The following is a 24,887-nucleotide window of genomic DNA, read 5'->3' on the forward strand; positions in this document are numbered from 1 at the left end:
ATATGAACAATCAGAAATTAGAAATAGCAGGAAGAACTTTTGAATCAAGACTGTTTTTAGGAACAGGAAAATTCGGAAGTATGAGAGATATGGTGCAGTCTGTTATCGCATCAGAAACCAATATGGTGACAATGGCGCTTAAAAGAATTGATGCCCAATCCAGTGAGGATGATCTGCTTGATTCATTAAAAGAAACCAACGTTCACCTTCTGCCTAATACTTCCGGAGCAAGAACCGCCAAAGAAGCTGTATTGGCAGCTCAATTAGCCAGAGAAGCACTGGAAACAAACTGGGTAAAACTGGAAATTCATCCGGACCCAAAATATTTACTTCCCGATCCAATTGAAACTCTATATGCCACGGAAGAATTGGCTAAATTAGGATTTATTGTCATGCCTTATATCCATGCCGATCCTGTTTTATGCAAACGTCTTGAAGATGCCGGAACAGCTGTAGTAATGCCGTTGGGGGCACCCATTGGAACCAATAAAGGATTGAGAACTCAGGACTTTCTGGAAATAATCATCAGTCAGAGTAATGTTCCTGTAGTGGTAGATGCCGGAATCGGGGCACCATCAGATGCTGCAAAAGCAATGGAAATGGGAGCAGATGCTGTTTTGGTGAATACTGCCATTGCTGTAGCCAGAAATCCGTTGAATATGGCTGTTGCTTTTAAAGAAGGTGTGATTGCAGGAAGAAGAGCCTTTGAATCTGGATTGGGAGCTATTGCCAACCATGCCGAAGCTTCAAGTCCGCTTACTTCATTTTTATTTGAATAAATCAAACTTATGAAAAGCTTTAAAGATGTTTTTGAAAACTATCAGTGGGATGAGGTGAAGAATAAGCTTGGAAAAGTAAGTCTGGCAGATGTAAGATACAGTCTTCAGAAAAAAAATAAAACTCTGGACGATTTCCTGAATCTCCTTTCACCAGCTGCCTCTCAGGAACTGGAACTTATGGCAGGAATGACGCAGATGCTTACCCAAAAACGATTTGGAAAAACCATTCAGCTGTATGCACCGCTGTATCTCAGTAATGAATGTCAGAATATCTGCACCTATTGCGGATTCAGTCTTGATAATCATCTGAAAAGAAAAACCCTCTCCGATACGGAACTGATGATTGAAGCATCTGTTCTGAAATCAATGGGAGTGAATCATGTGCTGCTGGTAAGTGGTGAAGCCAATAAAATAGTAGGAGTTCCTTACTTTCAGAATGCTGTCCGTAAGTTAAAGCCTCATTTTTCCAACATTTCCATTGAAGTTCAGCCCTTATTGGAAGAAGAATATAAGTTGCTTCATGAGGAAGGAGTACATTCCGTTTTAGTGTATCAGGAAACCTATCATCAGGATGTTTACAGAGAATATCACCCAAAGGGTAAAAAATCTAACTTCCATTTCCGTCTGGAAACTCCCGACAGGGTAGGAAGAGCAGGAATTCATAAAATTGGACTAGGAGTTCTTCTTGGACTTGAAGATTGGAGAGTTGACAGTTTTTTTAACGCATTACACATTGATTATCTTCAGAAACAATACTGGAAAAGTAAATTTTCTGTTTCCTTTCCAAGACTCAGACCGGCAGAAGGGATTATTGAACCTAATTTCATAATGGAGGACAAAGATCTTCTTCAATTGATCTGTGCGTATAGAATCTGGAATGAAGACCTTGAAATCTCCATTTCTACCAGGGAAAGTGAAGTGTTTAGGAATAATATTGTTTCTCTGGGAGCAACCGCTATGAGTGCAGGTTCAAAAACAAATCCCGGAGGATATGCGGTGGATAAAGAATCTCTGGAACAGTTTGAAACCAGTGACGAGCGAAGTATGGATGAAATTAAAATCATGATTAAAAAAGCAGGTTATGATCCTGTGATGAAAGATTGGGATTCCGTATATAATGGATTTTGAAATTTTAAAGCCATTAAGGATTTTGAAGGAGTGAAGTTGAATTAATAAAAATCGGAGATTTTTTAGATAGTATCTTTTTAAAGCGAAGCTTAACTTTCCTAAAAAAGCTAAAGAAACTTAATGGCTCAATTATCATAAAGTATGAAAAAAGAAGATCATTTTTCACGGTACAGCCGGCAGATATTTATTGAAGAAATAGGATTGGAAGGACAAAAGAAAATAAGTTCATCCAAAGTTCTTGTCATTGGGGCAGGAGGTTTGGGAAGTCCTGTTATTCAATATCTGGCTGCTGCAGGAGTAGGAACTTTAGGTGTTGCAGATTTTGATGAGGTTGAACTTCATAATCTGAACCGGCAGATTATCCATACCGAAAACAGAGTAGGATTATCCAAAGTGAAAAGTGCTGAAACCTTTGTAGGAGAACTCAATCACCAGATTACATTCATCGGTATTGAAGAAAAAATCAATGAAAATAATGCAGAGGTAATTCTGTCTCAATATGATGTTATTGTTGACGGCTCAGATAACTTTTCAACAAGATATCTGGTAAATGATACCTGCGTGAAACTGAAAAAGGTTTTGGTTTATGGAAGTATTTTAGGGTTTTCAGGGCAGGTTGCTGTATTTAATCATAATGGAAGTAAAAATTTACGGGATATTTTCCCTGAACCGCCTTTCGATGAGGATGTGCCCGATTGTGACAGTCTTGGTGTATTAGGAGCTCTTCCCGGAATGATAGGCAGCATGATGGCTCTTCAGGCATTAAAAATTATCATAGATCTTCCGGTGGGTGTGAATCAAATGACATTGGTAGATACGATGAAGTGGAGATTTCAGACGATAGATTTCTGAAGTAAATGTAAACACTAATATCACTGATATTTTACCAAATAACACCATTTTAATATCAATAGAAAGAGGCAGTAAAATGATTACTGCCTCTTTTATTTATCTTAGAAAGGATTATTGTGCCTGCTGCATTACGCCACCGTTATCCTCTTTTTTAGTCTGGTTAAGGATATTCGGATCCTCTTTTGCCAGTTTATTTCTTGTCGGAATTTTGTAGTTGATAGAAAATCCGAAATTTCTTGTATCATATTTACTGCTGATCATTACAGGAGTTCCTGATGGAGGATTAGAACGTACCTGCATCATCTGTCCGTTGAAAATATCATTCGCAAAAACAGAAAGTGTCAGACGGTTGTTCATAAACTTTTTCGTCAGCGTAATATCAAGCGAGTTGTTGAACGGTTTTTCTGCCGTAAAGTAGAAATATCCTGCTTTGGGTGTCAGATAGCTGTAATTAGCTGTCATTTTGATGTCCTTAGGCAAAAGAATCTGCGTCATGATATTGAAAATCCAGAACCCTTTATTATTCAGATTGTCAATTTCATGTTTCTGATAACCGGCATATAAGTACATGAAGTTAATTTTATCAGGGTTGAAATCAAACTTCATAATCTCACTCATAGGCTTACTGAAAATCATGAAAGGAACCGGCAATCCCACGTTGAAGTTGTGAATTTTCATATTTGAAATATTCACCTGCTCGTTGTAGAGTTTTCTTCCGTCTTTTCGGATGATCTGTGCCACCTGATTGCTTGCCGAACTTACACTATATCCGATAAATGCATAATCAAAAGCTGAAATTTTCAATTCATAATTATCAAAAATAGTAGGTTGTAGATTCGGGTTACCGTTTACTTCTGTACTGGGTCCTGAGAACGTCACGTTGTTCGGGTTAAGGGCAGAAATACTCGGCAGACTGATTTTTCTGTTGTAATTCGCGGCAATATAAACCTGATTCATCATGTTATACTGCACGCTTGCATTAGGGAAAAATTTAAACTTATTGAAAGGAATTAAATTAGCCTCTACCAGTTTTGCATCTTTATCAAAATATCTTGTTACTCCGGAAATATCATAGTTCTCAGCACGGGAACCTAATGTGAAATCAAATTTTTTCAATTTAGCCTGAAACTCTAAGTAGGTAGAAGCTGTCTGTCTTTGATATTCCAGATTGGTCAGACCAAAACTTTTCGTATCATAATCCTGTCTTTCATATAACCCACCAAAACTTACCTTTCCGCCATCAAGAAGTTTGATTGGCTGTGCATAATCTACTTTCAGGTTCGCGATATTCATCACAGATTTATTGTTCAGAATATCTTTTAATCCGTTAGTAGGGCTATCAAGAGGTTCATTGGGATAGTTTACAAATGTTCCATCCTGAAAATAATTATCCTGAGAAAACTTGCTGTCTGATTTTGTATACCCAAACTGGAAATCAAGTTTTTGAGATTTGTCAGCAAAACGTTTCTGATACGTTACCACGGCTTCCTGTCTCAAGGTATTGGTATGGGCAACATCCGAAGAAGTGTAAAAAGCTTCTCTTAAATCCTTCGGGTTTCTCTTGAACGGTAGATCTCCATGTCCGTCACTTAAAGTATAGTTATCATTATTGTTGTGATAAATATCGTAGTTCAATAATAATCTGTCCTGTCCTAAATCAAAAGTCAATCCGGATTTTGCAAAATATCCGCGTGCATATCGATCGGTATGGCTGTTCAAAAGTTCATCCTGCTTACCATTCAGCATACTTTCACGGTAATTTTGCCCCACATTCAGCTGCCACCCGAAATATTTATTTCTGGCGTTTAAGTTAACAGAGTTTGTGGTTCTGCTTCTGAATTTATCATAATTCGTGAAAGAATAATTTCCAGAATAGGTAGCAGTTAAATATTTATTAGCGTTTTTGTTGGTGATGATATTCATAATTGCACCTCCGGAAGTGGCCGGAAACTCAGCACCAGGCTGAGTGATCACTTCAATCCTTTCTACAGAATTGGCAGGCATTCCTTCCAGGAAGGAGTTCAGTTCATTGGACGTAATGTTCAAAGGTCTTCCGTTAAGATATACTTCCAGCATTTTTCCCTGATACATCATCCCTGCGATGTCGGTAGATACAAGCCCGGGAAGTTTTTTAATTCCTTCCAGAACGTTTCCGTTATTGAGCTGAGGTTGTTCAGAAAAATCAAAAATAGTACGGTCCGCCTTTTGTTCAACGGCTTTTTTAGTTTTGGTGATCACTACACCTTCAATTTGTTTCTCTTTAGGAGTGCTATTGGTCTTTTCCTGAGAGAAAACCAGCATAGAACTTACCAGAGATAAAGCGAATATAGTTTTTTTCATAATGTTTTTACTACTATTCGGTTAGACGATGAAAAATAAATTTTGTTACAGTCAGCACAGTAATTTATTTATTTTAATGAAGAAAATTCAATAAAATCATATTCTGCAGAAGAAGTAAAAAGTTGTCTTAATACAGCCGCATGGCCATTTCCTGCAATAACAAGAATTCTGTCTTCATTATTATGAGGAATGTTTTGAATATTGCGGAACATTCTCAGGTTCCTGCTGTACCAATAGAGAGCAAGCATATCTGCACCATCATATTCTCTCAGTTTAAAATCTCCGCTCAGATAAGCCCCATATCCATATTGATGGCTTTCTTTGGAATTCATATAAATAAAAGTGTCTAAGAGCGATTTGAAATTTTTAGGTTCAGAACTCTTGAAAAACCTGTTAAATTGTTGAGAAATTGCATCATTACTTCTAAAATCATACTCTTTGCTGAGGGTATTAAAAAATGTAGAATCGCTTTTTCCAAACTTCTTCTGAAGATCATCCCAAATAGATTCCGCATCAATGCTGAACAGTTCTTTTATTTTAAGGTCCCTGGCGATTCTCATAGCAAGCTGATAACGTTCGTCTCTTTTGTCCCGGTGTTTGCCGTCATTGTATTCCTTAAGCTTTTGATTAGCATTCCAGCTTGGCCAGGCCTCAATTGCAATTTTTGTTGGCTTAAATCTTTTGATATATTCTACAAGCTCGGTGACTTCATTTGAAGTTTTAGGAGAAAGTACATCTATCTGATCTTCTGTATTGATTTTATTGGCATCAAGATTTGGGTAATCAAAATGAAATGATCCGACAACCAAAACTTTTGTCTTTGGATTTTTAAAATAATCGGAAGGTTTTTTTTGAGCAAACACTGATGTAGACATGAATACAAGAAAATATAAATAAAAGTTTTCATGATTTTATTTTTTAATTACTATTACATTATTATTGTGCACGGTTTTTCTCTTCGAAATTCACCGTTCTGTTATTTGATTTTACTTTCTGATTTCCAAAATTATAAGTGATGCTGAGTGTCATTCTTCTGGCATCCCAATAGTTGTTGAAGGACTGTGTGTTATCGGTAAAGTACATATCAGCCCTTAATCCGGATTGTCTGAAAATATCACTCACTGAAAGATTGACCTGAAGTGCCTTTTCTGCAAAGCTCATCTTTAATCCTGCATCCAGGCTTGCACTGTTTTTCGCAGAAAAATATCCGTCTCTGGAAGGAAGATTGTTCCAGTAGTTGACAAATAGCATAAATGTTTTTGCCTTATTCAGCTGGAAGGTATTGTTCAAAGAAAAATAAAATGACTGTCCATTTTTAGCAACCAGATTGAATCTTGTAATCTGAGTTTCATTATAGCTGAAGGAAGTAGAGATATTACTTTCCCAGATTTTGAAATAGGTGTTCGTATAATTGAGATTGATTCCGTAAACATTCTGACTATAATAGTTTTCGTAGGTACTGACAAGGTTAATCCCATTCAGAAAGGAAATCTGGTCAAAATTATTCGTTGTTCTCTGATAATAAAGATTGGTAGAAAATTTACTTTTAAAAATATAATTGAATTCGATGTTATGATTGAAAGATGGCTGCAGACTTGGATTTCCTGTATAATACGTATTGGGATTAGAATACCATCGGAACGGATCTAAAGCTCGGAAGTAAGGCCGGTTGATTCTTCGTGAATAATTAATACTGAACTGATTGTTTTCATTGGCTTTATAAGAAACATAAGTTGTTGGGAAAAACTTTCCGTAATTATTCTCCGATTTTGATTGCGTAGTAGGAGAGAAGCCGCTGGTTTGTGAATATTCATAACGAAGTCCGGCCTTTACAGACCATTTTTCACCAAGGTCCTTACTGGCACTGATATAAGCTGCATAATTCTTTTCATCATAATCAAAAAGATTACTCTTTGCCGGATCTATGATATAATTCCCATTGGTGAAATTAAAATATTCTATATCTGAATTATTAGAAAACTGGCTGTATTTCGTACCTGTTTCCAATTGAATTTTTTTGAAATTTAAAGTCAAGTCTGCTTGTCCGGAGTATATTTTATAATCTACCGTAGAGCGATTTCTAACGATCTGAGTGGCATTAGTGGCAAGATTTTTTGTTGTAAAATTAACTTCAGTATCGGGCAAATTTCCATAATAATTAGATCCGAAACTAAGTTTATGTTCACCCAGTTTTTGATCAAAATAGAGATTAAGCATTTGGGTAGTAAAAGGAGACCGATGCTTTGAATCTGTCTCTGTTTGCAAAGTAGACGTACCATCTGTAAAGTAACTTTGTGTCGAATTGATATCCATATTGGTATGTCCTTTTGTAATGTCGTATACCAATCCTATATTGGAACTTTTAGAAAGAGAATAGTCGAAATTGGCATTCAGCCCAAGTCCGTCATTCATATCTCTTCTGTCATCCTTGCTGACAGAAGAATTTTGGCCGATAATATTATATTTTTCTACCGATCTTTTATCTCCGTCATAGCCCGTCACCTTTACAGAAGCTTTTATCTTCTCGTTTTGATAATTTACTCCTGCCACACTGCTGAAACCGGCATATGTTTTTTGAGTATAATTGGAATTCAGATAGCCGCTCCATCCAAGATTCTGATTCTTTTTGAGGATGATATTAATAATTCCGCTGTTTCCCTGAGCTTCATATTTAGCAGGTGGAGTCGTAATCACTTCTATTTTCAAAATATTTTCAGAACGAATATTTCTCAGATAATTGATGAGTTCTGATCCGGAAAGATTCAGCATCCGGTCATTCACCATTACAGAAACCCCATTCTTTCCGGCAATAGAAAGAAGTCCTTTGTTTTCATCCACCTGCAATAAAGGAGTTCCCGCCAGAACCTCAGTCCCTGAGCTTCCCTGTGAAAGCATCGAGTTCTGAACGTTGTAAACAAGACGATCCACTTTACGTTCTACCAGAACTTTTTTACCATTCACCGTCACTGCTTCAATTTTGTTGACGTTAATAGTGTCTTTTGTTTGTGCTGCTGTTAAAGAACAAATCAAGGTAGCTATAAATAAAAAATCTTTTTTCATGGAATATTAATGACAGATTAAAATAATGGTTGTGTTAAATTTCTCTCACAAAAGTATTGGAAGGGCTTCTGAATGGAAAGAGCATTTAGATGAAGGGCAACATTATGCGTGTCAAAAAAGTTTCATCGGAAAAAAACAGGTTTTTATCGAAAAGAGTAGATGGAGTATCGCTACAGTGATTTATATTTGAATATGAATAAAAAGCAAATTATCTGGCTTCAGATTTTTTATTGGTGTTTCAATTTTATAGGGAACAACATTACGCCTTATTTCTTTTTCCCTGAGCGAAGGGGATTTGAAACGTATGTGCTGAACTTTACCTATTTTATTACTGAAATCTCTACTTTTTATCTTTTGTATCTTGTTATTATTCCGAAAGTATTAAATCTTGAGAAACTTTATTCTGCAGTTTTAGTTTTTTTAATCTCTATATTAAGCTTTGGTGTCATTCGGTATGGAATAGAAGAAGTACTGCTTCCAATTACTCTTGGATTCAGAAATTATAATAAAGATACCGGACTTTTATATTATTTGACAGATAATATTTACAATGCTTCACTGACGGTTTTCATTGCCGGAATTTTGTGGATCGTGGAGAAATACGGAGTTGCTGAAAATGATAAAAGACAACTTCTGATTGAAAAAAAACAGGCAGAGTTACAGGCACTGAAGACTCAGATCAATCCTCATTTTATTTTTAATTCATTAAATAATATTTACTCTTTGGTGTATCAAAAGTCAGATAAAGCACTTCCGGCCATTGAAGAACTTGGGCAATTGCTGAGATACAGTACCAAAGATCTTGAAAAAGACTCAATTTCTTTGGATAAGGAAATTGGATATATAGACAGTCTGATTGCGCTGGAGAAGCTTAGAATCAGAAATCCTGAACTGTTGAGTATACAAAAGGATATTCAACACCCTCATCTGAAGATCTCACCCATGCTGTTGGTTCCTTTTGTTGAGAATGCCTTTAAACATGGTGATTTTCGTGATAAAGGTGTTGATATGAAAATTTCAGATCATGATAAGGTGCTGCATTTTTATCTTTTAAATTTTAAAACACAGAAAATGAAAGACACCGTTTCTGGAATAGGAATTCAGAATGTGAAAAAAAGACTGGAAATATTGTATCCTAAACACCAGCTTGAGATCAAAGATTCGGAGACGGAATTTATTGTAGACTTAAAAATTGATTTAAGGGATGAATAAGATAAAATGCATCATTGTGGATGATGAGCCACTGGCCATCTCTCTTCTGGAACATTATGTAGAGAAGATTCCCTTTCTTGAATTGGTATTTTCAACAGAGAATCCTATTCTGGCCTTGGAGTATCTGCAAAAAAATGATTCCGACCTCATCTTTCTTGATATTCAGATGCCTGAGCTTACAGGAATCAATTTTATGAAGATTGTAGGACCTGATCAAAAGTATATTCTGACAACGGCTTATTCAGAGTATGCCTTGGAAGGATATGAGCATAATGTAGTGGATTACCTGCTGAAGCCTATTTCATTTGAAAGATTTCAAAAGAGTGTATTAAAGGCTCAGGAGCGATTTTCTTTTCCACAGGAAGAAAATACCCATTTCTTTGTAAAATCTTCCGGGCAGAGGCATCGTATCGGCTTTCAGACGATTCTTTATATTGAAAGTATAAAAGACTATGTCAATATCCGGACTGAAAATGATGAGTTTATCGTTCTGGATACTCTTAAATCAATGGAAAACCAGCTTCCTGCAACATTTGTTCGGATTCATAAATCTTTCATCGTCAACCTGGATAAAGTCAAAAGTATTGGAGCGAAAAAAGTGATTCTTCCTGAATACGAGATTCCTATTGGAGAAAGTTATAGGGCAGGTCTTTTGGATAGATTAAAGTGATAAAATATCGGGATATTCATTTGAGACAGGTTTCTAAAACCTGTAAGGTTTAGAATATTTACCAAGTTCAGACCAAGTAAGTTGAAATAAAAAAAGACGACTTCAGTTGAAGCCGCCTTTCTATTAATTAATCTAACAATTAATCTTATTTTTCCTGTTGTTTGATCAGATTTAGCGCTGAACCGGCCTTAAACCAATCAATTTGCTGATCATTGTAAGTATGGTTGGCCATAATGATATCTTTAGTTCCATCGGTATGAATGAATTCTAAAGTCAGTTGTTTTCCTGGAGCGAATTGATCAAGATCTAAGAAATTAACAACATCATCTTCCAGGATCTTGTCATAGTCTGCCTCATTAGCGAAAGTAATTCCAAGCATTCCCTGTTTTTTAAGGTTCGTTTCGTGGATTCTTGCGAATGATTTTACCAATACAGCTTTCACACCAAGATGCCTTGGTTCCATGGCTGCGTGTTCTCTTGAAGAACCTTCACCATAGTTCTGATCTCCTACAACAATTGTTGGAATACCAGCCGCTTTATAAGCTCTTTGTACAGCCGGAACTTCACCGTATTCACCGGTTAATTCATTTTTAACTTTATTGGTTTCCATGTTGTAAGCATTCACTGCTCCAATCAACATGTTGTTTGAAATATTATCAAGGTGACCTCTGTATTTCAACCATGGTCCAGCCATTGAAATATGGTCAGTAGTACATTTTCCGAAAGCTTTGATCAATACTCTTGCTCCGGTAATGTTTTTACCATCCCATGCAGGGAATTCTTCCAATAACTGAAGTCTGTCTGAAGTTGGGCTTACATTCACAACAACGCTTGAGCCATCTTCTGATGGTGCCTGATATCCGTTATCATCTACAGCAAATCCTTTTGAAGGAAGTTCGAAACCTCTAGGCTCGTTAAGTTTTACCTGTTCGCCAGCTTCGTTCGTTAAAGTATCAGTAATCGGGTTAAAGTCCAGTCTTCCTGAGATCGCTACAGCAGCTACCATTTCAGGAGAAGCTACAAATGCGTGGGTGTTTGGGTTACCGTCAGCTCTTTTTGCAAAGTTTCTGTTGAAAGAATGGATAATAGAGTTTTTCTCTCCTTTTTCCGCACCTTCTCTGTCCCATTGTCCGATACATGGTCCACAAGCGTTGGTAAAGATTCTTGCGTTTTCAAATTTTCTGAAAGAATCTAAGAATCCGTCTCTTTCCGCTGTAAATTTCACCTGCTCAGAACCAGGGTTGATTCCTAAGATTGCTTTAGGTTTTACCCCTTTTGACACTGCATCCTCTACAATGGATGCAGCTCTTGATAAATCTTCATAAGAAGAGTTGGTACAAGAACCGATAAGTGCCCATTCCACTTCTAACGGCCATCCGTTAGCTTCAGCTTTAGCTCTGAATTCAGCCACTGGAGTTGCTAAGTCCGGAGTGAAAGGTCCGTTTAAGTGAGGAGTCAGTTCAGAAAGGTTGATTTCTATTAATTGATCGAAATATTGTTCAGGGTTAGCATATACTTCAGCATCACCTGTTAAGTGCTCTGCAATTTTATCAGCGGCATCTACTACGTCCTGTCTTCCTGTAGCGGAAAGATATCTTCTCATAGAATCATCATATCCGAAAGTAGACGTGGTAGCCCCGATTTCAGCACCCATGTTACAGATCGTACCTTTACCCGTTGCGGAAAGAGATTCTGCACCTTCACCGAAATATTCCACGATACATCCTGTACCTCCCTTTACGGTAAGAATTCCGGCAACTTTTAAGATCACGTCTTTTGCAGAAGTCCATCCATTCATTTTACCGGTTAATTTTACCCCGATAAGTTTAGGCATTTTAAGCTCCCAGGCCATTCCTGCCATTACGTCTACTGCATCAGCACCTCCTACACCAATAGCTACCATTCCCAATCCGCCGGCGTTTACCGTATGCGAGTCGGTACCAATCATCATTCCTCCGGGGAAGGCATAATTTTCCAGTACAACCTGGTGAATGATACCTGCTCCAGGTTTCCAGAATCCGATTCCGTATTTATCGCATACAGAGCTTAAGAAGTTGAATACTTCGGAGTTTTTGTTGATCCCTTCCTGTAAGTCTTTATCAGCACCTACTTTAGCCTGGATAAGGTGATCCGCGTGAGCAGTAGAAGGAACAGCCACTTTAGCTTTTCCTGCCTGCATAAACTGTAAAAGTGCCATCTGTGCGGTAGCATCCTGCATCGCTACTCTGTCCGGTGCAAAGTCCACATAAGAGTTTCCTCGTTCATACGCTTGTGTAGCATTTCCTTCCCAAAGGTGGGTGTAAAGGATTTTTTCTGAAAGGGTAAGAGGTTTTCCCACGATTTGTCTTGCTGCTGCAATTCTTTCAGGGTAACGTTCGTACACCTTTTTGATCATATCAATATCAAAAGTCATATCGTATTTTAGTTTTGTTCTTGTTCCGTTAATGCTTCTTTTCCCTGTGTTGAAAAAGAAAATCACTTATCTATGCATCAAAAAACGTTCCTATAATCCATAAACAGGGTGTTTTTGATTCTGAAATCAATAGATTTTATAACTTTCAATTTAAGAAAAATTAGAATTTATTTTCCAGCTTTTATCGAAAAAAAAACGTAATTATCTTAAAATAGAAACGTTCTAAACAAAAAATTGGAAGATTTTAAATCCTTAAGGACTAAAATCTTCCAATAATATAGTTATTCAATAGTCTTGCGACTTATTATCAATCTCTTAGTGAGCGCTTGTACTTGTTAATTCTTTAATAGAAGGAACGAAAGTAGTAAGGTCGATTCCTTCCACTGCAGCTTTGTACTCATCAATGCTAGGAATTCTTCCGATAATCGCAGAAAGAACAACAACCGGAGTTGAAGCAAGCAGAGATTCTCCTTTTTTACGTTCAGAATCTTCCACTACTCTTCCCTGGAAAAGACGGGTAGATGTTGCTAAAACAGTATCTCCTTTAGCTGCTTTTTCCTGGTTACCCATACAAAGGTTACATCCAGGACGCTCAAGGTACATTACGTTTTTATATTCAACACGGGCCTCTCCTTTTGGAGCGTTATCATCAAATTCAAAAGCTGAATATTTTTCTAATAATTCCCAGTCTCCTTCTGCCTTTAATTCATCAATGATGTTGTAAGTAGGGGCTGCTACTACAAGAGGAGCACTGAATTCTACCTTACCTTGTTGCTTTTCAATGTTTCTAAGCATTTGAGAAACAATCTTAAGGTCTCCTTTGTGAACCATACAAGATCCTACGAAACCAAGGTCTACTTTTTTCTCACCACCATAGTAAGAAAGATCTCTGATGGTATCGTGAGTATATCTCTTGGATACATCATCATTGTTTACATCCGGGTCAGCAATCATTGGCTCGACAATTACGTCAAGATCTACAACTACTTCAGCATAATATTTAGCATTTGAATCCGGAGTTAAAGCAGGTTTTTCTCCTGATCTGATCTCTTCAATTCTCTTATTTGCTTTGTCAATTAATCCCTGAAGAACTTTATTGTGGTTATCCATACCCTTATCGATCATGATCTGGATTCTGCCTTTTGCAATTTCCAGTGATTCGATCAAAGTATTATCTTCAGAAATGTTGATAGAAGCTTTTGCTTTCATCTCAGCAGTCCAGTCTGTAAATGTAAATGCCTGATCAGCAGGAAGTGTTCCGATGTGAACCTCAATGATTCTACCCTGGAATACGTTTTCTCCTCCAAACTGCTTCAACATCTGAGCCTGTGTAGCATGAACCACATCACGGAAATCCATGTGTTCTTTCATCTTTCCTTTGAAGGTTACTTTTACAGATTCCGGAATTGGCATTGATGCTTCACCTGTAGCCAAAGCAAGAGCCACAGTTCCTGAGTCTGCTCCGAAAGCTACTCCTTTGGACATTCTTGTGTGAGAGTCACCACCAATGATGATGGCCCACTCGTCAACAGTGATGTCATTAAGAACTTTGTGGATAACGTCAGTCATGGCGTGGTATTCACCTTTCGGGTCACGGGCTGTAATCAGTCCGAACTCGTTCATGAATTTCATCAGCTTAGGAATGTTAGCCTGAGCTTTTTTATCCCAAACGGAAGCGGTGTGACATCCCGACTGGTAAGCTCCGTCTACAGTAGGAGAGATTACAGTTGCGGCCATAGATTCAAGCTCCTGAGCAGTCATAAGCCCTGTGGTATCCTGTGAACCTACAATATTCACTTTGACACGAACGTCTGATCCTGCGTGCAGAACTTTTCCTGGGGTAGTTCCCACAGCATTTCTGTTGAAAATCTTTTCTACAGCAGTAAGTCCCTGTCCTTCATGAGAAATTTCTTTTGAAGGAGCAAAAACCGTCGGCGCTTCAATACCTAAAACCTGAGCAGCAAATGTCTGTAGTTTTTTACCAAATACGACCGCGTAAGATCCTCCTGCTCTGATGAATTCCATCTTTTGCGGAGTGAAAGATTTGGTAAGGTCGATCAGTTCCTGGTCGCCGTTAAATAATTTCTTTTCTTTTGTATTGATTGTTAAAACAGTTCCTGTTGCTACTGAATATGCTTCTTCAAGAACAATGTCACCGTTTTCATTACGAACCGGGTTTCCGTTTTCGTCAACTTTCTTTACCCAGTTTTTAAGGTCAATACCGATACCTCCGGTAACGTCTACTGTGGTAAGGAAGATCGGAGAAATACCGTTTGTTCCTCCTACAATAGGAGCAATGTTAACGAATGGTACATATGGGCTGGCCTGTTTTCCTGTCCAAAGAGCCACGTTGTTTACTCCGGACATTCTGGATGATCCAACACCCATTGTTCCTTTTTCAGCGATCAGCATAACGCTTGCATCAGGATGCTTTGCCTGTAAAGCTTTGATTTCTTCCTGAGCTTCAGGAGTGATCATACATTTTCCATGAAGTTCACGGTCTGATCTTGAGTGAGCCTGATTACCCGGAGAAAGTAAATCTGTAGAAATATCTCCTTCACCAGCAATATAAGTAACTACTTTAATTTCTTCAGCAACTTCAGGAAGTTTAGTGAAGAATTCAGCTTTTGCGTAGCTTTCAAGGATTTCTTTTGCAATTTCGTTTCCGCTGTTGAATGCTTCTTTCAGACGGTTCGTATCTGCTTCATAAAGGAAAACCTGAGTTTTAAGAACGTTGGCAGCTTCTTTGGCAATCGCTGCATCATTACCTAAAGCAAGGTCCAGCAGCACCTCAATAGAAGGTCCGCCTTTCATATGAGATAATAATTCAAAGGCAAATGCCGGGGAAATTTCTTCTACTACGGATTCACCCAGAATAATTTCTTTTAAAAATTTTGCTTTTACTCCCGCTGCACTTGTTGTTCCGGGTAGTGTGTTATAAATGAAAAATTTAAGAGAGTCCGGTCGGTCAGCATTACCTGAATCTTTAATTTGTGCAATGATTTCGCTTAGTAATTCAGCACCATCAATTGGCTTTGGATGAAGCCCCTGGGTTTTTCTTTCTTCAATCTCTTTGATGTAATCCTTATAAATACTCATAATAGAAGGTCTTTCAAAATTAAAGGTAGGCCTGCTTTTTCTTTACCGGGGTGTATAAATACAATTAATGACATTTTGAGTTCTCGCATTTTGATGCAACATTAACCGAATAAAGTCAGCATAATCTACACTTTTTCAAAAGTTTTTTAAAATTATCAAACATTTCAAAATGTTCCCAAAATTACGAAATTTTACAATTTTATAAGAATGAAATTATTTAGATTCTTTATAAATATGAATTTTATAATATCTATTTTTGGTCGTATTTTTGTAATCAAATGGAGAATATGAAAAATATCCTGAATGTTTTATGTGTTTTTATTTCGATTTTCGTTTTCTCACAGACCCGATCTGTGAAGAAAATCCCTGCGAAGAAAGGACCGAAAACCACGGCTAAAAAAGCAGCTTCAGCCAGCAAACCTAATGCTGATCTGGTGGTGATCAACATAGATCTTCCTGTTTTGATTCCTAAGAAAAAAGGAGATCAGTTCGGGTATGTCAATCAGAACGGGAAATTTATTATCCAGCCGGAATATCATATTGCCGTATTTTTTTATGAAGACTGCAACCTTCTGAATTCTCCTAATGAAAAAGTGAGAAAATTTGGAACAAAAGACTATGCTACGGTGGAGAAAAATATGATTTCTTACCGTATAGATAAGTCTGGGAAGCGAGTCTATAAGTTTAAAGATACCGATTTTGGAAAATGTAAATTTGAAGAATATAAACAACAGTTATTCCAGGCTTATATCCTGAATGGTTTTTACGGAATCATTGAAAAATCCAAATTTGTAAATGCCGCAGATTACAGACAATATCAGATCTATCCTCAATATCAGTATCTGTTCATTCTTGAAGGGGATGATGTAGCTAATCCAATGATTGTTGCTTCCAATAATGATAAATTTGGAATCATTGATGTTAACAATAAAGTTATTATTCCGTTTGAATATTCCAATATTAAAAGAAATTTCAGCTGGAAACTCGGTAAGATGTTTGAAGTGACAAAAGACGGCTCGAATTACTACTATATCGATGCCAACAACAAAACTTACTAAATAATTATAAATGATGAATGATGAATGATGAATGATGAATGATTCATTTGATAACTCCTATTTTTCATAGTGTTTTTTCCATTCTGTAACTATTTATTTACCACGTAATCTGATATTCAGAAGCCCACATCTCGTAACCCGATCGCAGTTCATATATTTTTTGTAATTTTGCGGCTGAAATAAAGGGGTGCTTTAACAGGCTGAGATTATACCCAATGAACCTGGAACAGGTAATGCTGTTTAGGGAATTGAAAATGTACCAATGAAACAGTATAACAATATACCAATTGCTAGACTGTTAAATTAATAAAATTGTTACATTATTGCTCAACCCCTTTTATTCATTAAATGTTAAAGATTTATAGAATGAAAGGATTATTTTTTTTAGGGCTTAGTGTAGGCTCAGTAGCTTTTATACAGGCTCAGAATAAAGATTCCCTAAAGGTGAGGGAAATTGAAGCAGTCAACTTTACCAAAAGGCTTCCGGTAGCAAAGGAAATCATCAATGTACAGAAAGATCTGGACAGTAAGAATCTGGGACAGGATCTTCCTATTCTTTTGAAAAATCAAACTTCCACTATTTCGACGTCAGATGCCGGAAACGGAGTAGGATATACCGGTTTCAGAATCCGTGGTGTTTCAGGAAGTGCCATCAATGTTATGATGAACGGTGTTCCATACAACGACTCTGAAAGTCAAGGAACCTTTTTTGTCAACGTTCCGGATTTGACAAGTTCTGCCTCACAGATTGTCATTCAGAGAGGAGTAGGAACTTCCAATAACGGGGTTTCTGCCTTCGGAGCAAGTATTAACGTACTTTCTAAGGATCCTGAAGAGAAATTTTATTTTAAAACGGATGACAGCTACGGATCATTTAATACTTATAAATATTCAGCAGAAGTTGGCTCAGGGAAATTCTGGAAAAACCGACTTTCTGTGATGGGAAGATATACTCATATTCATTCTGACGGATACATCGACAGAGCTTCATCCAACTTACATTCTTATAATTTCACTGCCTTATTTGAAGAAGGAAACACGAAATTACGTTTAATGGCTTTTGGTGGAAAAGAGAAAACATATCAGGCATGGAACGGGATTGATCGTAAAACCTGGGAGACTGATCCTAAATTCAATATTTCAGGAGCCATTTATGATGCCAACTGGGAGAATATTGTAAGTTTCTATGATAATGAAACGGATAACTACAGACAGAACCATTATCAGTTGCTTTGGGAACAGAAATTCAACGACCGCTGGAATCTGGAAACCACGTTCCACTATACAAAAGGAAAGGGATATTATGAAAACTACAAGCAGGGAGATCCTTTTTCAAGATATAACCTTCCCAATATAACAGAAGGAGGAGAAACGATAAAAGCTTCAGACTTTATCAGAAAAAAATGGCTGAATAACGATTTCTACGGAATGGTTTCTACATTGTACGGAAAGTTTGAAAATTTAGATTTGAACTTTGGTGCTGTGGTCAATCAGTATTACGGAAGACACTATGGAAATGTAACAGGAGTATTTTTTCCTCAGATTGATGAAAGCGAATATTACAGAAATCGCTCTGTAAAGAATGAGGTGTCTGGTTTTGCAAAAGCTTTATTAAGATTGAATAATTTTGAATTCTTTGGTGATTTGCAGCTCAGAAAAATAAATTACAACACAAAGATTCTGACGGCTGGTGATGGTGAAGGAGCAGATTTAAGTAAAAACTGGCTGTTTTTTAATCCAAAAGCTGGAGTAAATTACAGAATTGACGGAGGTAAAATATTCCTTTCTTACGCCCACGCCCATCGTGAACCCAACAGAGACGATCTGATGGCTAATAATGATGTAAAAGCAGAAAAGCTTCACGATATTGAAGCCGGTTTTGAAAAACAGTTCGGAATCGTTTCTTTTACTGCGAATGTGTATTATATGTATTATGTGAACCAATTAGTTCTGAACGGAGAACTGAATAACGTAGGGGCATTTATCAGAACAAATTCAGGGAAGAGCTACAGAAGAGGTATTGAGATTGGTGCTTTGGCAAAACTATCCAAACAATGGGAGGTTTCCGGTAACATAACATTAAGCCAGAACAGAAATCAGGATTTTAATATTCAGAATGGTGATGTTCCTAAAAGCCTTGGAAATACTCAGATTTCATTTTCTCCAAATGTTATAGCCAATTTAGGCTTGAAATTCAATCCTACAAAAAATTTCCAGTTTGCTTTAATGAATCAGTATGTAGGAAAACAATATCTGGATAATACCGAAGATGCCAATCTGCAGCTTAAAGATTATTTCCTTACAGATTTCAATGCTCAGTACCAGTTTAAAATTGCCAATAATGAAATTGCATTGAAGTTATTGGTGAATAACCTGTTCAATAAGAAATATGTGAATAACGGATCTGTTTATGATGGGCAGCCTTATTATTTTTCTCAGGCAGGAACGAATTTTATGTTTGGAGTGAGCTGGAAAATTCAGTAATTGACAAATCGGCCTTTTTGCTTTTTAACAGTTTTGACCTTTTTAAGCTTAAAAAAAGCAGTTTGAATAACAGTAAATCTGTTTTACTACAGATTAAGTAAAAGACTGTTTCGGCAGTCTTTTTTATATCCATTAAATATTACAAAAAGTCACGAAAAAGTTATAAATTTGCTGCCAAATGAATATTTCAGCATATATTTTAGAATACTTAAAACAATTTGGAACTGCCACAGTTCCAGGCTTTGGGGTGTTTTCACTGAAAAATTCTAAGGCAATTATTAATTCTGAAAACGGAAGCATTCTGCCTCCGGCCAGTCAGATTGAGTTTACAATAGATTACGAAGTACAGACTAAAGATCTTGCTGCTTTTATTGCAGAACAAAAACAAATGTCTCTGGAAGCTTCAAAAAGTGATCTTAAAATTCAGACTGATTTTTGGAAGAAAAAACTTCAGGCCGAACAGGTTCTTGAAATTCAAAACCTTGGAACAGTCTTCATTGAAGAAGGACACACTCATTTCAAGGGAAAAAGAATAGAATCCGGACGTCCGGACTTTTACGGATTGGAAGAAATCAGATTCTCAGATATCAATAACGGGGAAAAAGTGAATACCACAGTGAATCGCGAAAAGGATTTTAAATTCAAAAAAACAATTCTTTGGATTTTCCTTCTGGTTATTCCGGTTCTTGGGATTTTATACCTGGCGTTTAGCCAACAGGAACTTCTTTTTGGAAAAAAATCTTTCAATAATGTTTCTGTACAGACTTCCACCCATAGAATTGTAAAAGATACGGTGAAAGTAATGGTACATACCCCGGAAACATCCGTTTCAGATTCTTTGAAAAAAGATTCATTAGTAAAACCCGCCGGAAAAGTAAAACAATCTGCCCCGGCTGTCCCAAACAACACTAAGACTAGATGGCAAAAATAAAAAAAGCGTCAGAATCTCTGACTATTATGACCAATATCGTTCTTCCGAACGAAACCAATTCTCTAAGAAACCTTTTCGGTGGTGAACTTTTAGCAAAAATGGACCGTTGTGCGTCTATTTCTGCAGCAAGACACTGCGAAAGAAGAGTAGTTACAGCTTCTGTAAACCACGTATCTTTCAACCATCCGATTCCGGAAGGAGGAGTTGTGGTGCTTGAATCTAAAGTTTCCAGAGCATTTTCCACTTCCATGGAAGTGTATGTAGATGTATGGTTGGATGATCCTATCAATCAGAAAAAAGTTCATACGAATGCCGGGATTTATACTTTCGTTGCAGTAGATGAATTCAACCGTCCAATTCCTATTCCGGAAATGATTCCTGAAACAGAGGAAGAAAAAGAAAGATTTGCCGCAGCATTCCGTAGAAAAGAACTTTCATTGATCCTTTCCGGAAGAATGAAACCTTTGGAGTCTGTAGAACTTAAAAAACTATTCCAGGAACCGCAGGAGTCTAAGAAAGATAAAAAGTAAGCTTATATACTTTATCAATAAAAATGCTTTTAAACTTTGCTGAGTGCTAACGCCTTTGCGAGCTTAAAAGCATTTGTTTTTTCAGAAATTTGCGAACTTTGCGGTAGAATAAAATTGTAATCATTTAGGAATCTGTTCCTATCTCTAAAATCATTTATAAAAAATGAAAATACTTCTTTTAGATAAAAACCATCCTCTCATCACTGAACAGCTTTTGGCTCAGAATTTTATTTTAGAAGAGGATTTTACATCGTCTTATGATGAGGTTTGTGATAAAATTGAGAACTACGACGGAATTATTATCAGAAGCCGTATTCCACTAGACAAAAACTTTCTGGAAAAAGGGAAGAACCTGAAATTCATCGCAAGAGTAGGAGCCGGAATGGAAAATATTGATATTCCTGTTGCAGAAAAACTGGGAATTCAGCTGATCAATTCTCCGGAAGGAAACAGAGATTCTGTGGCTGAGCATGTAGTGGGAATGTTACTGGTGATCATGAACAGACTTTTTATTGCTTCTCAGGAAGTGAAAAACGGGATCTGGAAACGTGAAGAAAACAGAGGAGATGAGCTATTAGGAAAAACTGTAGGGCTTATCGGATATGGTAATATGGGAAAAGCTACTGCAAAAAGACTTTCAGGGTTTGGATGTAAAGTGATTTTCCATGATATTGTTCCTGATCTTTCTGATGAATATGCAGTACAGGTTTCATTGGATGAATTGAAGCAGTCTGCAGAGATTGTGAGCTTACACATTCCTTTAACTGCGGAAACCCATTATCTTATAGATGAAACATTCATTGCAGAAATGAGAAAGGAATTTTATTTTGTGAATACTGCAAGAGGAAAGAATGTTGAAACTAAAAGTTTAGTACAAGCATTGAAATCAGGAAAAGTAAAAGGTGCTTGTCTGGATGTTTTGGAATATGAAAAGTCTTCTTTTGAGAACATTGAATCAGAAAATGAAGTTCTGAAATATCTTCTTGAGTCAGAGAAAGCTATTGTAACACCCCATATTGCCGGATGGACCCATCAAAGTAAAGAAAAACTGGCTCAGTTTATTGTAGATAAAATTGTGGCTTCACATTGTTAAGATATTTAAAAAAATAAAATATAAAAGGCGGATATACAAAAAGTAAATCCGCCTTTTTACCCTTTAACATTTTACTTTTCTATTTCACTTATGTTAAATAATTCATAATATCCACCTCATATTTATTATTTATTTTGAGTTTTATTAAATTGCCGCTCATTTTTGAATCTCATGACGACGCGTAATTTTGTACTTATTTTAACTGTTCTATTATCAATATTTTCCTGTAAAAAAAAGTCTGAAGCCAAAGAAGTTTCGGCTGAAAATACAACCAATCTGCCCAACTATGGAAATGTAGATCTGAGTGATATTTTTACAAAGGGTGACGGACAGCTTTTGAACAGACAAACTACCGTAAGTTATATAGATCAGTATTACAAAAAAATATGGGAAGGAGGAGACCTTAGTGGTGGAATTCTTGTTGCCAAAGGTGATGAAATCCTGTATGAAAATTACAGAGGTTTCGGAAGAGAAGGAAACCAAATGCCAATCGATAAAAATACACCTTTGCACGTTGCTTCAGTTTCAAAGACTTTAACGGCAATGGCCATGATGAAGCTTATAGAGGCCGGGAAAATAAAATTAACGGATCACCTTACGCAGTTTTTTCCAGGATTTCCCTATCCGAATGTTACCGTTCAGACTTTATTGGATCAAAGAAGCGGTCTTCCAAAATATGAATATTTTATTACCAAGATACAACCTGCTCCGGCAGAACTTTCCAAGCCTTTTATTACCAACGAAGATGTATTGAATATGATCATCAAATATAAACCTGATCTGGCAAGAGATACGGATACAGGATTTATGTATTGCAACACGAATTTTGCTTTATTGGCTTTATTAATTGAGAAAGTGACTAAAACTCCTTTCCCTCAGGCGATGAAAGAAATGGTTTTCACACCATTGAAAATGAATAACACGTACATCTTCCAGGAAAAAGATATTCCTACAGCTTCGCAGTCTTTCTATTATGGAGGAAATAAGTTGTATCCTTTAGACAGACTTGATCTGATTTACGGAGATAAAAATGTGTACACTACACCAAGAGATTTATACAACTTCTCAAAAGCAATGTTTTCGAAAAATTTCCTGAAACCGGAACTGATGCAGATGGTATTTACTCCTTACAGCAATGAGAAAGCAGGAATGAATAATTATGGGTTAGGATTCAGAATGAAAATATTCGATAATGGCGAGAAGCTGACCTATCACAACGGATGGTGGCATGGCACCAACTCGGTATTTGCCCATCTTTTAAAATCTAAGGTTACCATTGTAGCTATTGGAAATAAATATTCAAACAAAGTATATACAGCTCTTGCATTATCAGGATTATTTGAAGATTTCCCTTTACAGAAAGAGAAACTTCATACGGTGATGCATGACAATAAAGATACTTTAAATTCCGGACAGGAAGTTTTTGGAGAATAATGTTTACTTTTGCCTAAACATTTTCATGAAAAGGTTTCTTTTATTATTCGTTATCTGTTTTCTTGTACATTCATGTGCAAGAGTAGGATCTCCTGTTGGAGGACCTAAAGATACTCTGGCACCGAAATTTTTAAGTTCAAACATTGATACAACAAGAATTAATGTCAAAAGAGATATTCACCAGCTCCGTCTGGATTTTGATGAATATGTGACGTTGAAGGATATCAATAAAAACCTGATTATTTCACCTCCCATTAAAGGGATAACGAGGATTCTTCCGTCCAATATTGCCAACAAATTTGTTCTGATTCAATGGTCAGATACCCTTCAGGCTAATACAACGTATAATTTCAATTTTGGAAACTCAATTGTTGATAATAACGAATCCAATATACTAAGGTATTTCAATTTTGCTTTTTCTACAGGAGATAAATTGGACGATCTTTATATCAGCGGTGAAGTGAAGGATGCTCTCAATACTAAAAAGAAAGAAGGAACTACAGCAGAAAATAAACTTGTGGTAGGATTGTATCAGCTAAAAGATACAATGGATTACAAGAAAAAACCTTACTATATCACAAAGGTAGATGAAGACGGATATTACGAATTAAACTATCTGACTCCTGGGAAATATAAAATTATTGCTTTTGAAGACGAGAATGGAAATTCTATGTATGATCCGGGTAAAGAAAAAGTAGGTTTCCAGAAAGATCCCATCAATTTTGAGAAATCTATTTCAGGGTTAAACTTAAAAGTATATCCTTCCAAAAAGGCTGTAAAGTATGTTGAAATGAAAGAAATCTCAGGCGGTGTTCTGATGACCTTTGAAGGAAATCCTGACGAAGTAAAAGTTCAGTCGCTGAATGAGAAACTGAAAGATGTAAAAATAACCCATACTCCGAAATCAGACTCTGTAAGAATCTGGTTTGATGCGGTAAAAGATAATGTAGGGCAGGACGCTAATGAAAAACTGATATTCACCCATAATAAAGGTCCGAAAAAAGACAGTGCTTACAGCGTGTCTTTATTTTACAGATACAATAAAAAGAATGTCATGGATCTCAACAGTGATAATGGAGGTGAATCATTAGCTCCAAAGTCAGATTTTAGGATATCTTCCAATTATATCGTTGATAAAATAGATCCTTCAAAATGGACACTTAAGATGAAAGGAGACAGTTTAACATCGTTACCATTTACTGCGAGAATTTCAGAAACAAATCCTTATCAGATTCAGGTTCAGTCAGATTTTGTAATGGGGAAAAGTTATGAGCTTACCGTACCTAAAGAAACAGTATCCTCTTTCTATGCAAAAAATACTCAGTCTAAGCGTTTCGATTTTGATGTTGACAAGATAGACCAGTTTGGAAGTGTTGAATTCTCCATTTCTAATGCACCTACGACAAATTATTGGATTCAGCTGCTGGATTCTTCAGATAAAATTGCCTATCAGAGATATATAAAAGGAGACAAAGTAAAATTTGATATCCTGAAACCTGGAGAATATATTGTGAGAATTCTGGTAGATAATAACGGGAATAAATATTGGGATGAAGCAGATTTTGCAAATGATGTTTTTGCTGAAGATGCCTATATTTTCTATAAAAAAGTGATCATTAGAGGTCTATGGGAAACAAGAGAAGAGTGGGATCTGAAGGATACCAGAACACTTGATAATCCTAAAGGAGCTACGCCCGCTGTAACAACTCCTGTAGTGGAAACTCCACCAGCTGCGACTGAAGTGAAACAGGAAGCTAAAAAAGAATTAAAATCTCAAAATGCTGTTTTAACGCCAGTAAAGTAA

The 24,887-nt window shown here is 36.7% G+C and carries 17 protein-coding genes and 1 riboswitch; of the genes, 12 read left to right on the forward strand and 5 right to left on the reverse strand.

The features are described from left to right. Positions 1 to 2 precede the first annotated feature (2 nt). The 3 genes from KBP46_RS16595 (at position 3) to KBP46_RS16605 (ending at position 2,759) form a co-directional block, all read left to right on the forward strand. The gene (locus KBP46_RS16595; RefSeq protein WP_120233241.1) at positions 3 to 779 is read left to right on the forward strand and encodes a thiazole synthase; all 777 of its coding nucleotides are present in this window, start codon (positions 3 to 5) and stop codon (positions 777 to 779) included. 9 nt (positions 780 to 788) lie between these two features. Next, positions 789 to 1,907, forward strand: a complete 1,119-nt coding sequence (gene thiH, locus KBP46_RS16600) for a 2-iminoacetate synthase ThiH (protein ID WP_216443724.1) — start codon at positions 789 to 791, stop codon at positions 1,905 to 1,907. 141 nt (positions 1,908 to 2,048) lie between these two features. After that, positions 2,049 to 2,759 carry a HesA/MoeB/ThiF family protein gene (locus KBP46_RS16605; RefSeq protein WP_216443725.1) on the forward strand — a complete coding sequence of 237 codons (711 nt, stop codon included), beginning with the start codon at positions 2,049 to 2,051 and terminating at the stop codon, positions 2,757 to 2,759. 111 nt (positions 2,760 to 2,870) lie between these two features. Here KBP46_RS16605 and KBP46_RS16610 read toward each other — a convergent pair whose 3' ends face one another. The 3 genes from KBP46_RS16610 to KBP46_RS16620 all read right to left on the reverse strand — a co-directional run bounded on the left by KBP46_RS16610 (position 2,871) and on the right by KBP46_RS16620 (position 8,159). Next, a complete protein-coding gene (locus KBP46_RS16610) occupies positions 2,871 to 5,099 on the reverse strand; it encodes a TonB-dependent receptor (protein WP_216443726.1) in 2,229 nt (742 codons plus the stop codon). Between the two features lie 68 nt (positions 5,100 to 5,167). Continuing rightward, positions 5,168 to 5,974 carry a DUF5694 domain-containing protein gene (locus KBP46_RS16615; RefSeq protein WP_253297063.1) on the reverse strand — a complete coding sequence of 269 codons (807 nt, stop codon included), beginning with the start codon at positions 5,972 to 5,974 and terminating at the stop codon, positions 5,168 to 5,170. Between the two features lie 61 nt (positions 5,975 to 6,035). After that, positions 6,036 to 8,159: an outer membrane beta-barrel family protein gene (locus KBP46_RS16620; protein ID WP_216443727.1), complete on the reverse strand. Its 2,124-nt coding sequence runs from the start codon at positions 8,157 to 8,159 to the stop codon at positions 6,036 to 6,038. Positions 8,160 to 8,351: 192 nt separating this feature from the next. On the opposite strand from KBP46_RS16620, the gene KBP46_RS16625 reads away from it, so the two are divergent. Both KBP46_RS16625 and KBP46_RS16630 read left to right on the forward strand, forming a co-directional pair. Beyond that, positions 8,352 to 9,371: a sensor histidine kinase gene (locus KBP46_RS16625; protein ID WP_216443728.1), complete on the forward strand. Its 1,020-nt coding sequence runs from the start codon at positions 8,352 to 8,354 to the stop codon at positions 9,369 to 9,371. Then, a complete protein-coding gene (locus tag KBP46_RS16630; protein WP_062675994.1) occupies positions 9,364 to 10,041 on the forward strand; it encodes a LytTR family DNA-binding domain-containing protein in 678 nt (225 codons plus the stop codon). The genes KBP46_RS16625 and KBP46_RS16630 overlap by 8 nt, the downstream gene beginning before the upstream one ends. A gap of 145 nt (positions 10,042 to 10,186) precedes the next feature. Here KBP46_RS16630 and KBP46_RS16635 read toward each other — a convergent pair whose 3' ends face one another. Together KBP46_RS16635 and KBP46_RS16640 are read right to left on the reverse strand one after the other, a co-directional pair. After that, on the reverse strand, positions 10,187 to 12,454 hold the full coding sequence (locus KBP46_RS16635) for an aconitate hydratase (RefSeq protein WP_120233328.1): 2,268 nt from the start codon (positions 12,452 to 12,454) through the stop codon (positions 10,187 to 10,189). Between the two features lie 315 nt (positions 12,455 to 12,769). Next, positions 12,770 to 15,553 carry a bifunctional aconitate hydratase 2/2-methylisocitrate dehydratase gene (locus KBP46_RS16640; RefSeq protein WP_216443729.1) on the reverse strand — a complete coding sequence of 928 codons (2,784 nt, stop codon included), beginning with the start codon at positions 15,551 to 15,553 and terminating at the stop codon, positions 12,770 to 12,772. Between the two features lie 287 nt (positions 15,554 to 15,840). On the opposite strand from KBP46_RS16640, the gene KBP46_RS16645 reads away from it, so the two are divergent. The 7 genes from KBP46_RS16645 (at position 15,841) to KBP46_RS16675 (ending at position 24,887) form a co-directional block, all read left to right on the forward strand. Further along, positions 15,841 to 16,611: a WG repeat-containing protein gene (locus KBP46_RS16645; RefSeq protein ID WP_253297064.1), complete on the forward strand. Its 771-nt coding sequence runs from the start codon at positions 15,841 to 15,843 to the stop codon at positions 16,609 to 16,611. Positions 16,612 to 16,784: 173 nt separating this feature from the next. Continuing rightward, positions 16,785 to 16,876: riboswitch (TPP riboswitch) on the forward strand. Positions 16,877 to 16,977: 101 nt separating this feature from the next. After that, on the forward strand, positions 16,978 to 19,095 hold the full coding sequence (locus KBP46_RS16650; protein WP_216443731.1) for a TonB-dependent receptor: 2,118 nt from the start codon (positions 16,978 to 16,980) through the stop codon (positions 19,093 to 19,095). A 178-nt stretch (positions 19,096 to 19,273) separates the two neighbouring features. Continuing rightward, positions 19,274 to 20,026, forward strand: a complete 753-nt coding sequence (locus KBP46_RS16655; RefSeq protein ID WP_216443732.1) for a hypothetical protein — start codon at positions 19,274 to 19,276, stop codon at positions 20,024 to 20,026. Beyond that, positions 20,014 to 20,556: an acyl-CoA thioesterase gene (locus tag KBP46_RS16660; RefSeq protein ID WP_062675990.1), complete on the forward strand. Its 543-nt coding sequence runs from the start codon at positions 20,014 to 20,016 to the stop codon at positions 20,554 to 20,556. Before KBP46_RS16655 ends, KBP46_RS16660 begins: the two co-directional genes overlap by 13 nt. A 163-nt stretch (positions 20,557 to 20,719) precedes the next feature. After that, entirely contained in the window at positions 20,720 to 21,649 is a 930-nt protein-coding gene (locus KBP46_RS16665; RefSeq protein WP_216443733.1) for a 2-hydroxyacid dehydrogenase, read from the forward strand. Between the two features lie 171 nt (positions 21,650 to 21,820). Further along, positions 21,821 to 23,083, forward strand: a complete 1,263-nt coding sequence (locus KBP46_RS16670) for a serine hydrolase (protein WP_123277655.1) — start codon at positions 21,821 to 21,823, stop codon at positions 23,081 to 23,083. A 25-nt stretch (positions 23,084 to 23,108) separates the two neighbouring features. After that, complete coding sequence (locus KBP46_RS16675; RefSeq protein ID WP_216443734.1) at positions 23,109 to 24,887, forward strand: Ig-like domain-containing protein; 1,779 nt, start codon at positions 23,109 to 23,111, stop codon at positions 24,885 to 24,887.

The sequence above is a fragment of the Chryseobacterium sp. PCH239 genome (assembly GCF_018924625.1).
GTDB lineage: Bacteria > Bacteroidota > Bacteroidia > Flavobacteriales > Weeksellaceae > Chryseobacterium > Chryseobacterium cucumeris.

What these genes read in the sequence shown, in the direction of transcription:
- KBP46_RS16645 (WP_253297064.1), top strand. Translation starts at nt 15,841, where the DNA reads ATGAAAAATATCCTGAATGTTTTATGTGTTTTTATTTCGATTTTCGTT.
- KBP46_RS16635 (WP_120233328.1), bottom strand. Translation starts at nt 12,454, where the DNA reads ATGACTTTTGATATTGATATGATCAAAAAGGTGTACGAACGTTACCCT.
- KBP46_RS16615 (WP_253297063.1), bottom strand. Translation starts at nt 5,974, where the DNA reads ATGTCTACATCAGTGTTTGCTCAAAAAAAACCTTCCGATTATTTTAAA.
- KBP46_RS16655 (WP_216443732.1), top strand. Translation starts at nt 19,274, where the DNA reads ATGAATATTTCAGCATATATTTTAGAATACTTAAAACAATTTGGAACT.
- KBP46_RS16630 (WP_062675994.1), top strand. Translation starts at nt 9,364, where the DNA reads ATGAATAAGATAAAATGCATCATTGTGGATGATGAGCCACTGGCCATC.
- KBP46_RS16610 (WP_216443726.1), bottom strand. Translation starts at nt 5,099, where the DNA reads ATGAAAAAAACTATATTCGCTTTATCTCTGGTAAGTTCTATGCTGGTT.
- KBP46_RS16665 (WP_216443733.1), top strand. Translation starts at nt 20,720, where the DNA reads ATGAAAATACTTCTTTTAGATAAAAACCATCCTCTCATCACTGAACAG.
- KBP46_RS16595 (WP_120233241.1), top strand. Translation starts at nt 3, where the DNA reads ATGAACAATCAGAAATTAGAAATAGCAGGAAGAACTTTTGAATCAAGA.
- KBP46_RS16625 (WP_216443728.1), top strand. Translation starts at nt 8,352, where the DNA reads ATGAATAAAAAGCAAATTATCTGGCTTCAGATTTTTTATTGGTGTTTC.
- KBP46_RS16640 (WP_216443729.1), bottom strand. Translation starts at nt 15,553, where the DNA reads ATGAGTATTTATAAGGATTACATCAAAGAGATTGAAGAAAGAAAAACC.
- KBP46_RS16650 (WP_216443731.1), top strand. Translation starts at nt 16,978, where the DNA reads ATGAAAGGATTATTTTTTTTAGGGCTTAGTGTAGGCTCAGTAGCTTTT.
- KBP46_RS16620 (WP_216443727.1), bottom strand. Translation starts at nt 8,159, where the DNA reads ATGAAAAAAGATTTTTTATTTATAGCTACCTTGATTTGTTCTTTAACA.
- KBP46_RS16675 (WP_216443734.1), top strand. Translation starts at nt 23,109, where the DNA reads ATGAAAAGGTTTCTTTTATTATTCGTTATCTGTTTTCTTGTACATTCA.
- KBP46_RS16605 (WP_216443725.1), top strand. Translation starts at nt 2,049, where the DNA reads ATGAAAAAAGAAGATCATTTTTCACGGTACAGCCGGCAGATATTTATT.
- thiH (WP_216443724.1), top strand. Translation starts at nt 789, where the DNA reads ATGAAAAGCTTTAAAGATGTTTTTGAAAACTATCAGTGGGATGAGGTG.
- KBP46_RS16670 (WP_123277655.1), top strand. Translation starts at nt 21,821, where the DNA reads ATGACGACGCGTAATTTTGTACTTATTTTAACTGTTCTATTATCAATA.
- KBP46_RS16660 (WP_062675990.1), top strand. Translation starts at nt 20,014, where the DNA reads ATGGCAAAAATAAAAAAAGCGTCAGAATCTCTGACTATTATGACCAAT.